Origin of the sequence: Streptomyces venezuelae, assembly GCF_008642315.1 — a bacterium.
Lineage (GTDB): Bacteria > Actinomycetota > Actinomycetes > Streptomycetales > Streptomycetaceae > Streptomyces > Streptomyces venezuelae_D.
Genome location: NZ_CP029192.1, coordinates 108899 through 122399, shown reverse-complemented (window position 1 = coordinate 122399; position 13501 = coordinate 108899). Strand labels below are relative to the sequence as shown.

General features: G+C 70.6%; 11 protein-coding genes. 10 read left to right on the top strand and 1 reads right to left on the bottom strand.

Annotation, left to right across the window (positions count from 1 at the left end; translation table 11 throughout):
- Positions 1-159 precede the first annotated feature (159 nt).
- The 9 genes from DEJ48_RS00590 (at position 160) to DEJ48_RS00550 (ending at position 11658) form a co-directional block, all read left to right on the top strand.
- A complete protein-coding gene (locus tag DEJ48_RS00590; protein WP_150213418.1) occupies positions 160-1041 on the top strand; it encodes an aromatic prenyltransferase in 882 nt (293 codons plus the stop codon).
- A gap of 820 nt (positions 1042-1861) precedes the next feature.
- Complete coding sequence (locus tag DEJ48_RS00585; RefSeq protein WP_150213416.1) at positions 1862-3463, top strand: prenyltransferase/squalene oxidase repeat-containing protein; 1602 nt, start codon at positions 1862-1864, stop codon at positions 3461-3463.
- Between the two features lie 96 nt (positions 3464-3559).
- A complete protein-coding gene (locus DEJ48_RS00580) occupies positions 3560-4012 on the top strand; it encodes a hypothetical protein (protein WP_150213414.1) in 453 nt (150 codons plus the stop codon).
- A gap of 161 nt (positions 4013-4173) precedes the next feature.
- Complete coding sequence (gene sigJ, locus DEJ48_RS00575) at positions 4174-5118, top strand: RNA polymerase sigma factor SigJ (RefSeq protein WP_150213412.1); 945 nt, start codon at positions 4174-4176, stop codon at positions 5116-5118.
- 144 nt (positions 5119-5262) lie between these two features.
- A complete protein-coding gene (locus tag DEJ48_RS00570; protein WP_150213410.1) occupies positions 5263-6180 on the top strand; it encodes an aromatic prenyltransferase in 918 nt (305 codons plus the stop codon).
- Positions 6181-6280: 100 nt separating this feature from the next.
- Positions 6281-7801, top strand: a complete 1521-nt coding sequence (locus DEJ48_RS00565; RefSeq protein WP_150213408.1) for an MFS transporter — start codon at positions 6281-6283, stop codon at positions 7799-7801.
- A 167-nt stretch (positions 7802-7968) separates the two neighbouring features.
- The gene (locus DEJ48_RS00560) at positions 7969-8355 is read left to right on the top strand and encodes a nuclear transport factor 2 family protein (protein ID WP_150213406.1); all 387 of its coding nucleotides are present in this window, start codon (positions 7969-7971) and stop codon (positions 8353-8355) included.
- Between the two features lie 558 nt (positions 8356-8913).
- A complete protein-coding gene (locus DEJ48_RS00555) occupies positions 8914-10500 on the top strand; it encodes a class I adenylate-forming enzyme family protein (RefSeq protein ID WP_150213404.1) in 1587 nt (528 codons plus the stop codon).
- Between the two features lie 87 nt (positions 10501-10587).
- Positions 10588-11658: an acetylserotonin O-methyltransferase gene (locus DEJ48_RS00550; RefSeq protein WP_223831816.1), complete on the top strand. Its 1071-nt coding sequence runs from the start codon at positions 10588-10590 to the stop codon at positions 11656-11658.
- Between the two features lie 63 nt (positions 11659-11721).
- On the opposite strand, the gene sigJ (DEJ48_RS00545) is transcribed toward DEJ48_RS00550, so the two are convergent.
- The gene (gene sigJ / locus DEJ48_RS00545) at positions 11722-12651 is read right to left on the bottom strand and encodes an RNA polymerase sigma factor SigJ (RefSeq protein WP_150213402.1); all 930 of its coding nucleotides are present in this window, start codon (positions 12649-12651) and stop codon (positions 11722-11724) included.
- A 149-nt stretch (positions 12652-12800) separates the two neighbouring features.
- Here sigJ (DEJ48_RS00545) and wrbA point away from each other — a divergent pair, with 149 nt between their 5' ends.
- Positions 12801-13424, top strand: a complete 624-nt coding sequence (wrbA, locus tag DEJ48_RS00540; protein ID WP_150213400.1) for an NAD(P)H:quinone oxidoreductase — start codon at positions 12801-12803, stop codon at positions 13422-13424.
- The last annotated feature ends 77 nt before the right edge of the window (positions 13425-13501 follow it).

Sequence of the window (13501 nt, the reverse complement as noted above, 5' to 3'; positions counted from 1 at the left end):
CGCTCGAGAGACGCAGGAGTGCGTCCCCACGGGCAGTTCAGCGCTTCTTGACCGGGCGTCGAGGCGAGGCAACGATATTGAGCCAAGAACGGTGCCGGACCGCGCACCGTCGGGGGGCGCGACAAACGGACTGTTTCGCGCCGCATACCGGGGGGTCAAATGTCCAAAAAAGCCAATATTGAGGGTCTGTACACGGCGCTGGAGGAGGCGGCCGGGCTGTTAGACACGGCCTGCTCCCGCGAGCGGATGTGGCCTGTCCTGACCGCCTTCCAGGACGTGATCGGCGCCGTCGTCTTCAACACGGTGGCCGGCGACAGCCTCTCCTTCGACTTCACCACACCGCTGAGCGACGGCGACCCCTACGAAAGGGCCCTGGCCCACGGCCTGGTCGAGGAGATCGACCACCCCGTGCGCGCCCTCTTCGCCGACCTGCGGGCGCACATGCCCCTGCAGGGCTACGGCGTCGACTACGCGGTCACCGGGATCTTCAACAAGGCCTACGCGCTCTTCCCGATGAACCGGCGCCAGGAACTGGCCTCGCTGGCCGACATCGCCTCCATGCCGCCGGGCCTGGCCGAGCACATGGGCACGTTCGCCGCGCACGGCCTGGACGGCAAGATCTCCGCGATCGCGGTCGACTACGCGAGCCGCACCTGGAACGTGTACTTCAACGGGCTGTCCGCCCAGCACGTGGAGCGCGGCGCGCTGCGGGCACTGCTCGCCGACTTCGGCATGCCCGACCCCAGCGAGGAACTGCTGGCCTTCGCCGAGGGCTCGGCGGCGCTGTATCCCACCTTCGGCTGGGACTCCGCCAAGATCGACCGGGTCAGCTTCTCCCGGCGCACCACCGACCCGGTGCAACTGCCCGCCCACGTCGAGCCGAGCCTGGACAAGCTCGCCAGGAACGCGCCCTACACCTACGACGGCGAACGGATCATGGTGTACGCCGGGGTGCTCGCCCCCGACCGCGAGTACTACAAGCTCGCCACCTACCACCACCTGGCCTCCGCCGCCCTGGACCGGGTCCGCTCCCGCAACTGACCCACCCGGACGGCCCGCCCGCACCCCGCCCCCGCAACCGGCCCCCGAACCAGCGGGGTTGGCGCCGGGGGCGGGGCGCCCGGCTCTGAGGGCCCCGGGCCGGGGGAGCGGCACCCAGGCCCCCCGGGGTGGGCGCCGGGCCGGGCTCGGGGCCCAGGGCTGTGAACGGCCCCCGACGGCAATGCAGTTGGCGCGGTGAGACGGCTAATCGCGACCGTGTCAGGGGGGTTGGCGCGGTGAGGCTGCGAACCGCCTCCGTGGTCGGGGTGTTGGGACGGCGAGACTGTGAACCGCCTCCGTGGTCGGGGTGTTGGGGCGGCGAGACTGTGAACGGCCCCCCGTGGCGGGGGCGTTGAGGCCGCGGCGGCATGCGGCGCACCCCCGCCGGAGAGGGCTGGGGCGGCAACTGGGCGCCTGGGTGCGGGAGTCGGTGGTGGGGGCGGGGTGCGGCCGGGGCCGCATCCCGCCGTCGGCTTTCCGGCGCTCTTGTCCCCGGACAGCTCGCCGTGTCACACTGTCTGCACGCTTTCCCTGCCCAAATCCCGCCGAGCGGTGGTTGAGGTTCCCCTCCCGCCGAGCTCGGCGTTTTTTTGTCTCCGCGACCCGCACGGACCCGCACGCAGGCCCGCCCGCAGCCGGGCGGCCGACGCGTAGGGCCGGCGCGTCCGCGCCGGGCCCCGCCACGCACACCTCCCTCACCGCCGCGCGCTCGCACCGCCCTTCCGGGCCCTTCCGGCACGGGCGGCCGGACCCCTTCGACGTCCGGGCCCCGCCCCCCTTCTTTCTTCGCTTCGCTGTGCATCCGAAAGGAAAACTGAGCATGAGTGATCGTCTGGTTGACTCCGTCGCCGGCTCCGCCCCCCGTCCCGCCACCGCCGGCGGCACCGGGCAGCGGTCCGGGGCCGAGGCGATGCGCAACCGGGTGGCACGCCACCTGGCCGTGCAGGTGGACGGCGAGGGCGCCCTCAAGGACCGCTGCTCGGGCCGGATCATCGAATCCGCGCTGCTGCTGCTCCTGCTGCGCAAGGAGCGCGCCCTGCCCCGCGCACAGAAGGAACTCCAGGAATACCTCCAGCGCGCCGAGCCCAAGGGCGCCCTGGAAGCGGTGGTCGTGGACGCCCTCCTTGGCCGGCCCTGCGACACCAGCGCCGTCCTCAAGGGCCAGGGCAAGTCCCGGCACGGCACCGGCGCCCGCAAGCGCCTGCTGCTGGACACCATCCTGGGCCTGTGCGGCCTGCTGCCGGACGGCGCCCGCCCCGACCCGCGTGACATCGGCCCCCGCCCGCAGGCGGTCTGGACGGAACTGACCCTGTGCGCGGCCACCATCCTGCACGCGCACGCCGGCTGGGGCTCGGCACCGAGCACGGCCGCCAAGGACGCCACCTACCAGCAGGAACTGCTCGAGCACCAGAACCTGCTCGTACGCCGGCTGGCCGCCTTCCCCACCCGCCGCGTGTGGGAGGGCAACGCCCTGGCCCACCTCGTGGCCCTGCACGCCCTGCACACCTACCGGCCCGGCTGCGCCCTGATGCGCGACGGCATCGACGCCCTGGTCCAGCTGCGCGGCCCGGACGGCGGCGTGCCCTTCATCGACGGCCAGGAGGTCTTCGTGACCGCCCTGGCCGGCGTGGCCCTGGCCGACGCCCCCGGCCACGCCCGCCTGGCGGCCCGGATGGGCGAGTACATCGCCTCCCACCAGCAGGCCGACGGCGGCTGGGGCTACAACGAGACCACCACCCAGACCGACGTGGACGACACCGCCCGCTGCGTGGAGTTCCTGCGCCTGCTGGACGCGGGACGCTTCCGCCACGGCATCCAGGGCGGCGAGGCCTACCTGCGCGCCCGGGCCAACGAGGAGGGCGGCTTCCCCACCTACCTGCGCGGCCACCCCTGGGACCTGGACATGACCGCGGGCGCCGTCATCGCCCTGCCCTGGGACAACCACGCGCACCTGCTGGCCCCCGCCGTCGAGGTGCTCATCGGCGCCCAGGACGCCGACGGCAGCTTCGACCCCAGCTGGACCCTGAGCCTGCCCAGCGTCATCCTGCGCGTCCTGGACGCCCTGGCCCACATCCCCGCCGCCGAGGAAGACCTGCGCCAGCGCGCCGCCGAGTGCACGGCCAAGGCCCTCGGCTACCTGGCCAAGTCCCAGAACAGCGACGGCGGATGGGGCCACACCCCGGACAAGGACAGCGACGTGCTCTCCACCGCCCAGGCCCTGGCCACCCTGGTCCGGCACGCCCCGGGCACCGACCTGAGCGAACCGCTGGCCTACCTGGAGAGCCAGCAGCACGCCGACGGCGGCTTCACCTCGGTGCCCGACCAGGTCGGCCCGCGCCCGCTGCCCTTCGACTTCCCCGTCCTGGCCGACGTGCACACCCTGACGGCCCTCAACCGCGTGGTCGCCGAGACGACCGCCTGAGGCGACCTCACAAACCCGGGCGCCGCATCGTCAGTCAACTGTGATGACCGGCCAGGCATTCGATGGCCGAAATAACGGAAAGAAATGGGGATTTCGATGCACGACACCTCTTCCAAGGGTGCGCCCTCCCAGGCCGGGGCGGTCACGACGGCCCAGGCGGTGGACGGTCCCGGCTTGGTGACACTGCTGCGGGTCGTGGCCGCCATAGGCTGCCTGGAGACCCTGGTCCAGGGCCTGCTGGCCGGCATGCTGCTCAACGGCGACGTCGACTCGATCGACCCGCACGGCGTCAACGCCTACATCTTCGAGCTCGTGGTGCTCCTCCAGGTCGTGGCCGCCGTCCTGCTGTGGCGCCGCAACCGCTGGCTGACCTGGCCGCTCAAGGCGACCATCGGCCTTTTGCTGTTCACCTTCACCCAGACCTTCCTGGGCCTGGAGAGCTCCCTGGCCGCCCACGTCACCCTGGGCGTGGCCCTGTGCGCGATGGAGACGGCCCTGGTCCTGCGCGCCTTCACCCTGCGCGCCAACAGCGCCACCACACCCGCCTGACCCGCCGCCACACCAGGGCAGGCGCCGGCACGCTCGTCGCGGCCACGGCAGCACCACCGCCGTGGCCGCTGCCGCCCCGCACGGGACCCCAGCTCACAGCCGACCGCGCTGTCTCGTCGTACCCAGTGACGACCCAAGCGAGGCGAGGAGAGCACGCCACTATGACCAGCCGATCCCCCCGGGACGACGACGGGCTCGACCAGAGCCTGGACACGATCATGAAAGAGCGGCGTCATCTGATCAATCTCGCCTACCGGCTCCTGGGCTCGCTGGCCGACGCCGAGGACGTGGTGCAGGAGACCTACGTGCGCTGGTACGCCATGACGCCCGCCCAGCAGCAGGCGATCGCCGCCCCCGGTGGCTGGCTGACCAAGGTCGCCGGCCGGATCTGCCTGGACCTGCTCGGCTCGGCCCGCATGCGCCGCGAGAGCTACGTGGGCGAATGGATCCCCGAACCCGTGCCCGACCGCATGGAATGGGCCACCGTCCGCCCCACGGACACCGCGGCCGACCCCGCCGACCGGATCACCCTGGACGAGTCGATCAGCATGGCCTTCCTGGTCGTCCTGGAATCCCTCACCCCCGCCGAACGCGTCGCGTTCATCCTGCATGACGTCTTCCGCTACCCCTTCGGCGACGTCGCCGACATCGTGGGGCGCACCCCGGCCGCCTGCCGCCAGCTGGCCTCCTCCGCGCGCCGCCGCATACGCGACGCGCAGGCCCCCACCCGGCCCACCAGCCGGCAGATCGCCGTCATCCGCAACTTCAAGCAGGCCTGGGAGGCCAAGGACATCGGCGCCCTCATCGGCTTCCTGGATCCCGCGGCCGTCTCGGTCGCCGACACCGGCGGCCTCGTCGAGGCCGGGGCCCGCTCCATGGAAGGCGCCGAGCAGATCGCCCACGGGCTGGTCGCCCTCGTGAGCAGGCTGCCCGACCTGACCATCCTGGAGCGGATGGTCAACGGCAGGCCCGGCCTCGTGGTCCAGCAGGACGGCGTCACCGTGAGTGTTCTGGCACTCGAGGCCACCGACGATCACATCACCCACATCTGGGCCATGCGCAACCCCGAAAAACTGCGGCCCTGGCGCGTGGGCGTTCAGGACTGACCCGCACGGCCACAAGAGGGCGCGCCCGCAGCGAATTTCCTGCGCGGGCGCGCCGCGGTTTCGGAACCACACGCACTCCCCACCCCGAACCGCTTTCCCTACCACCCGGTCCGCCCAAGGACCGTACGCACCCGCGGAGGACGCATGTCCGAGACCAGCGAATTGACCGAGCTCTACTCGGCCATCGAAGAATCGGCCCGACTTTTCGACGTGCCGTACTCGCACGACACGGTGAGCCCGATCCTGACCGCATACCAGGACGCAATACCGAACTCGTCGATCGCATTCAGGATGGGCACCGGAAAGCGCTATTCGAACGACGTCGACTGGCGTTTCACGGTGCCCCCCGGCGACGTCAGCCCCTACGACGTCGCCCTGTCGCACGGCCTGATCGAGAGCACCGGCCACCCCGTCTTCTCCCTGCTCCCGCAGGTCGCCGAACGGCACGACGTCAACTTCTACGGCGTCGACTTCGGCGTCGCCGGCGGCCTCAAGAAGATGTACGTGGCCTTCCCTGCCGACGGATGGCTGCGCCTGTCCACCCTGCTCGACCTGCCCTCCATGCCGCCCAGCGTGGCCGACAACCTCGACTTCTTCACCCGCCACGGCATGGCCGGCCAGCAGATCCCCACGCTCTCCATCGACTACCGCCACCGCACGGTGAACCTGTACTTCAACGGCCTGCCCACCGACAAGGACAGCGTCCGCTCGATCTTCCAGGACCTGCAACTGCCCCAGCCCAGCGAGCAGTTGACCACGCTGAGCGAGCGGGCCATCGGCGCCTACGCCACCCTGGGCTGGGAGTCCTCCAAGATCGAGCGGTTCTCCTTCTCCATCGTGGCCGAGAACCCCGCGGACCTGCCCGTCCCGATGGAACCGGAGATCGAGAAGTTCCTCACCGGCATCCGCCACCGCGCCGCCGACGACAAGTTCTTCTACTACGCCGCCGCGTCGTCGACCGGCGAGGAGATCTACAAGATCCAGTCCTACTACCGGTTCAAGCCCTGGCTGAACCCGATGCTGGAGTCCGAGTCCGCGGCGCCCGACAGCCGGGACGACTGACGGCCGACCTCCCGATGACGTGCCGCGACCTCACAAACCCGGCCGCTGCGTCGTCGTAGGGATGAAGCCTGAGAGTTCGCACCGGAACGAGGAGAAGATCATGGCAACACAGAGCGCAGCTTCCACGGCTGGGCCGGGCTCTGGGAAGGCCGCGGACCCCAAACGGTGGCTCATCCTCGCCGCCGTCTGTTGTGCCTACCTCATGATCGGCCTTGACCTGGCCGTAATGAACGTCGCCCTTCCCGACGCGCAGCAAGACCTCGGTTTCTCCGACGGCGACCGCCAGTGGATCGTCACCGCCTACGCGCTGCCCATGGGAAGCCTGCTGCTGTTCTGCGGACGGCTGACCGACGTGATGGGCCGCAAGCAGGCCGTCCTCGTCGCGCTGATCGGCTTCGCGGTCGCCTCCGCCATCGGCGGCGCCGCGAACAGCTTCGGCCTGCTGGTGGCGGCCCGCGCCCTGCAGGGCGTCTTCGCCGCGCTGCTGTCGCCTGCCTGCATGTCCGTGGTGGCCACCACCTTCACCAGCCCGAAGGAGCGCGGAAAGGCCTTCGGCGCGGTCGGCGGCGTCATGGCCATCGGCGGCAGCATGGGCCTGATCATCGGAGGCGCGCTGACCTCCAGCCTCGACTGGCGCTGGTGCATGTACATCAACCTGTTCTTCGCCGCCGCCGCGTTCATCGGCAGCGCGACCCTGCTGACCAAGCAGCCCCGCCAGGGCGCCCAGATGGACGTCCCGGGCATGGTGGCCGCATCCGCCGGTCTGTTCTGCCTGGTCTACGGCTTCTCCAACGCCGAGGACGGCTGGAGCGGCGCCTCCACGTGGGGATTCCTCGCAGCCGGCGCCATCCTGCTGGCCGTCTTCTGGGCCTGGCAGATGCGCGCCCGTAACCCGCTGCTGCCGCCCCGGGTGGTCGCCGACCGCAACCGCGGCGCCGCCTACCTCACCACGCTGTTCGTCGGCGCCGGCTTCTTCAGCCTCCTGCTGTTCCTGGTCTTCTACATGCAGACCATCCTGGGCTACTCGGCGGTCAAGACCGGCTCCGCCATGCTGCCGATGGTCGTGAGCACCATCATGGTGACCGCCGTCGCCGGCGCACGCCTGGTGCCCAAGGTCGGCCCCCGGCCCATGATTCCCACCGGCCTGGTGATCAGCGCGATCGGCCTGGCCTGGCTGTACTTCATCGAGGTCGACTCCAGCTACGTGTCGGCGCTGCTCGGCCCGCTCCTGGTGATCGGTGTCGGCATGGGCCTGATCTACTCCGCCGCAGCCAACACCGGCACCTCCGGGGTGGAACCGCGGGACGCCGGTGTCGCCTCGGCCGCCGTCAACGTCGGGCAGCAGCTCGGCGGCGCCGTCGGCACCGCCCTGTTCAGCACGATCGCCACCAACACGACCACCAACTGGATCGCCGACCACGTCCAGGGCCGGCCCACGGTGGGCCAAATCCACCAGGCAGCCCTCGAGGGCTACGCGGTGGTGTTCCTGTGGGCCGCGTTCGCCCTGGTCTTCGGAGCCGTGGTGACCGCCCTGATGCTGCGCAGCGGTCCGCTGCCCAGCCCCGAGGAGCCCGCTGAGGCGAAGGAGGCGGCCGAGCCGCTGGCAGCAGACCGCGTCTGAGACACCCCGCCCCCCAAACCCACGGTTCCCGGGGGGCGTTGGCCCGGAACAAGAAGGGCGGCCCCGTGAATAGGGGCCGCCTTTCTATTTCCGCATCCCGGCCCGATGCCCACTTATTCAGGCAGGGCTCCAGTGTCCATTGAGACGGCCGTGCCAATGTCTTTGCCATGAGTAACCACAAAGAAACTCTCAAGCAGTACGCCGAATACCTGCAGCGCGGCGAGCGCGAGAAGCTTCTGTCCCTGGTGACCGATGACTTCGTTTTTGAGAAGAAGGGGCAGGCCCCGCTCCAGGGCAAGCAGGTGCTCCTTGCCATGATTGACAACAGGGACGGCATCATGCACAAGGATGCCGGTTCGCAGGTGCCGACCCACAAGATCGAGCGCATCCTCGAAGAGGGCGACACGCTCTCGGTGAGCGGCACCATTCACGTTCCCCAGCCCGACGGCGGCCAGCTGGAGCTTCTCTTCTCCGACTACGTCATCTTCCGGGGCGACCTGGTCAGCCGCATCGAGACCTACCTCGTCCCCGCCGCGCCCCAGCCCCAGGGCTGACACCGCACCGGCCCGCCGCGCACAGCTGCTCCGGGGCGGCTGTGCGCGTCCGCCACCCGGCCAGGGGCGCGGACCCGCCTTCCGCTGCCGCAGCTTGTCGAGACCGCGCACCGGCCGGGTGCGGGTGATGCGGTCGCCGGTGGCGCGAGTTCCAGGACGCTCACGGTGAGATCGTCCTCCTGGACCACGAGGCCGGCTCGTCCGTTGACCACCGGGGGCGGGCCCTCATGGGCCGGCGTCTCCTCTTCTCACATCCGCTGACACGGCGGCGAGTTGCCGGCGGCCGCAGCCGTCGCCCCGCCCGGCAGCCTTGCCCCCGGGTTCCTGTCCGGGCCCGCCCGCCGCGCCGGCGCCGTCCGTGAACCGGCACATTTCGCGCCCGCCGTCCCCGAGCCCGCCGGGGTGGCCGGGCGCCCCCTTGTTTCGGCATCCCCGCTGCTGTGGACCTGAACTCCCCGAAGGCCGAGCGATTGCCGAAGAGTTTCCCGCGTGGCGACGCCGCAGGCTCCGCCCGGCGCGTCGCCGATCTCGCCCGCATGCCCAAAAGGAGACAGTCCTATGAAGGGCTCAATAGCCTACCGATCGATCCTCAAGCGCGGTCTGCACATCGGTCTGCTGCCGGAGATGGCGGCGGCGGTGAACGCCTCGACGCCGATCACGCTGGACCACGACCTGGATGTGCTGCCGGAGGCGGGCCGTCGCCTGACAGTACGTCAGTACGCGGACCTGGTCGATGACCTGGCGGGCCGGCTGTGGGCGGCCGGGGTGCGTCCGGGGGAGCACGTGGTGCTCTACAAGCGGGCCAACGCCGACCACTGGATGCTGGCCGCGGCGGTGTCGCGGATCGGGGCGGTGGTGGTGAACCTGTCGCCGGCGCTGGACGCGGCGACGGTCGCGGTGCTGATGGAGCGGCTGGGCCGGCCGAGCCTGCTGACCGACACGGGCAAGCTGGACGTGCTCGCACACGTGGCGCTGGGGGAGCTGACCGAGCGGGTCATCGTGGTGGCCGGCGAGCGCGAGGGCGCGCTCTCCCTGGCCGGGCTGGCGGGCTCGCCGCGGGTGCGGCCGGTGCTGCGGCCGCTGGACGAGGCGGCGGTTATCACCCACACGTCGGGGACCACCGGCATCCCCAAGCTGGTGGTGCACACACCGCGCACCCAGGGCCAGCGGCTGATCCCGCAGTGGCGGCTGCTGTCGCTGATGCGCAAGAAGGAGACGGTGGCCATCCACGTCCCCTTCGTGCACTCCCGCATGGTCGCGGCGATGTCGCTGGCACTGCTCAAGGAGTTCCCCGTCCTGCTGATGCGCGAGGCCGACCCGGCCGCCGTCGCCGAGCAGCTCTTGGAGCACCGCCCCGTCCTCATCGAGGCCCTGCCCAACTCCCTGATGGAATGGGAGGGCCTGGCCGCCGACCCGCGGGCCCCCTTCGGGTCCGTGAAGGTCTTCAGCAGCACCTTCGACGCGATCCACCCCGGCACGATGAGCCGCCTGCTCAAGGCCTCCGACCGGCGCGGCGCCCTCTTCTTCCAGATCTACGGGCAGAGCGAGGTCGGCCCGGCCGTGGGCCGCGCCTACTTCCGCCACTCCGCGCACAAGGCCAACGGCCGCTGCGTGGGCTGGCCCATGCCCTGGGGTGCGGCCCGCGTCCGCGTGGTGAGCCGCGACGGACACACCCCCTCCCAGGACAACCCCGGCTCCATCGAGGTGGCCTGGGACGGCCTGGCCCCGGCCTACTTCGCCGAGCAGGACCGCTACGACACCAACCGGGACGGCCAGTGGTGGCGTACCGGGGACGTCGGCTACCGCACCCGCTTCGGCTGCCTGCACATGCTCGACCGGGAGGTCGACATGATCGCCGGGGTGCGCAGCTCCCTGGAGATCGAGGACGTGGTGCTGGGCCGGCTGCCCGAACTGAGCGAACTGGTCGTGGTGGCGGGCCCGGACGCCGAGCCCGTCCCGGTCATCTGCACCACCGACGACGCCCCCCTGGATCCACAGCGCTGGAAGGCGGCCGTGGCCCCCTTCCCGCAGCTGGCCGACCCCGTCCAGATCCCGCAGGCCGAACTGCCCCGCACCGCCACGCTCAAGGTCCAGCGGCTGGCCCTGGCCGACCGGTTCGCCAAGAAGCCCGCCGAGCGGGCCTGAGCCCGGCCGGTGAGCGCCCCGGCCGCCGACGCAGCCCCGAACCCGAACCCCCGACGCCGAACCCCCGACCCGAAAAGGACTCCCGCAATGACGTCAGACGCCACGCTCGCACGCTTCCGTGAATACATGGTGGGGCCCTCGCGGTTCATGACCCTGCTGTCCGTCTTCGAGCTCGGCATCATCGACCGGCTGCGCGAGCGGCCGGGCCTGAGCGCCGCCGAGCTCGGCCAGGCCGTCGGCGCCAAGCCCGACGCCGTGGAACAGCTGCTCTTCCTCATGGTCAAGGAGGGCTTCGTCGCCTACGACGAGGACAGCGCCGGATACTCCCTGGACGCGCTCGCCGAGGTCGCCGAGAGCGACCTCCAGCGCGCCCTGCGCTACATGAACCTGATCAAGGTCACGGCGCTGCGGCAGCTGTTCTACCTCACCCAGAGCGTGCAGAGCCGCACCATCGTGGGCCTCAAGGAGCTCTACGGCGCCGAAGGCACCCTGTACGACGCGGTGGCCGACCACCAGGACCTCAACGATGCCTGGCTGAAGCTGATGAACACCGTCACCGCCAACATCGACCCCTGGTTCTTCGCCAACGTCGAGGTGCCCGCCGGCGCCCGGGTGCTGGACCTGGCCGGCAACACCGGCCTGGGTGCGATCCACACCTTCAAGCACAAGGAGTCGCCCGGGCTGCGGGTGACCACCTTCGACCTGCCGGACAAGGAGGAGGAGGCGCTGGCGAACTTCCGCGACCACGGCCTGCAGGAGCACCTGTCGTTCATCGGCGGCAACGTCTTCGACGAGATCCCCCAGGGCTTCGACACCGTACTGATCAAGCACTTCCTGGACATGTTCGACAAGGACGACGTGCAGAAGATCCTGACCGGCGTCAACAAGTCGCTCGAGGTCGGCGGGACGGTCCACATCCTGGTGCCGGTCTACCCCGAGAACATCAAGGACACCGACAACTACAACGTCGACTTCTTCCCGGCCTTCTTCATCGGGGCGGCCATGGGCCAGGGCGGACCGCAGAAGCTGTCGGTGTACCAGAGCTGGCTGGAGGAGTGCGGCTTCAAGGTGACCAAGGCCATCACCAAGGACGCCTCCGAGATCCCGCGCGACGTCATCCCGGTACAGGCCATCCTGTCCGCGACGAAGATCGCATGACCGGCTGACCGGCTGACCGGGGTCACGCCGGAGGCCCACCGGGCCTCCGGCGCCCCGCGCCGGTCAACTCGCCCAGGGGCGCAGTTTCTCGGGGTTGCGCACGGCCCAGATGTGCTGGATGCGCCCGTCGACGATGTCGAAGGCGAGCACGGACACCACGGTGCCCTCGTGCTCGACGACCAGCCCCGGCTGGCCGTTGACGCTGCGTTCCAGGATCTTGGCGTCCGGGGTCCGCGCGGAGACGAACAGCAAGGACTGCGCGACCTCTTCGCCGCCGCCAAGGGGCTCGAGCGTGGTGCGCACCAGACCGCCGCCGTCGGAGACGACGGTGACGTCCGGGTCCAGCAGGCCGATCAGGGCCTTGATGTCCTGGCTCTCCCAGGCCTGCTTGAAGTCGCCGACCACCCCGGCGCGTTGGCCCCTGTCGGCCCCCTCGGAGCGGTGCGCGCCCACCCGGCGCCGCGCGGAGGCGGCCAGCTGACGGCAGGCCGCCGGAGTGCGCCCCACGATCTCGGCGATGTCCCCGAAGGGATAGCGGAAGACGTCGTGCAGGATGAACGCGACCCGCTCGGCCGGCGTCATCGCCTCCAGCACCACCAGGAAGGCCATGCCCACCGACTCGTCCAGGGTGACCCGGTCGGCCGGATCCCCGCTGGCCTCCGCGCGCCCGCCGCCCCACTCCGCCCGGTCGGGCAGCGGCTCGGGAAGCCACTCGCCCACGTACTTCTCCCGCCGCGCCCGCGCCGAGCCCAGCAGGTCCAGACAGATCCGGCTGGCGACCTTGGTCAGCCACCCGCCGGGGGAGACGATGGCCGCCTGCTGCTGCGCGGACATGGCATACCAGCGCACGTAGGTCTCCTGCACCACGTCCTCGGCATCGGCCAGCGACCCCAAAAAGCGGTAGGCGAGATTGATGAGCCGGGGCCGCTCCCGCAGCACGGCGCCCGGCTCCGCGGGAAAGAGGGCGCCCCCTGCATCAGGCTGCATGCTCATGGTGTCGCCAACTCCCTTGGTTTTCGCGTCCGCCCTGCTTGTCACCTCACATTACAAGGGCCTGCGTCGTCGTACCGGAGGAGATCAAGCCCGCCCCGGCCGCCGCCAGTTGGCCCCGGCCGGGCGCCGCATGAGCAAGGGGAACAGTCATGACAACCGTGAACGTGGCGATCGTTTATTACAGTGCGATGGGCAATGTGCATGCGTTGGCGCATGCGGCGGCGGAGGGGGCGGAGAAGGCCGGGGCGCGGGTGCGGGTGCGTCGGGTGGCCGAGACGGCGCCGGCGGCGGCGGTGGCGGCCAATGCGGCCTGGGAGCGCTACCGGGCCGAGCATGCGGAGGTTCCTGAGCCGGTGCATGAGGATCTGGTGTGGGCGGATGCGGTGTTGTGGGGGACGCCGACGCGGTTCGGTAATCCGTCCAGTCAGTTGCGGGCGTTCATCGAGACGACGGGTCCGCTGTGGGCGCAGGGGAAGTTGGCGGGGAAGGTGTATTCGGCGTTCACGTCGAGCAATACGCTGCACGGGGGTCAGGAGTCGACGATTTTGGCGCTGGCCAACACGTTCTATCACTGGGGCGGGGTGATCGTGCCGCCCGGCTACACCGATCCGGTGCAGTTCCAGACCGGCAATCCGTATGGCACCTCGCACGTGGCGGGGGCGCCGGGCAATCAGGTGGCGCCCAGTGAGGTGACGTTGCAGGCCGCCGCCTACCAGGCCCGGCGGGTGGTCGACGTCGCCGCGGCCTTGAAGGCCGGCCGCACCGACACCTGACCCCACCAGCCCCCGGCCCGCCTCACAGACAATCCCTCCGGGGACCTGCTCGTGATATTTCCCCTCGCGTCGAGCGC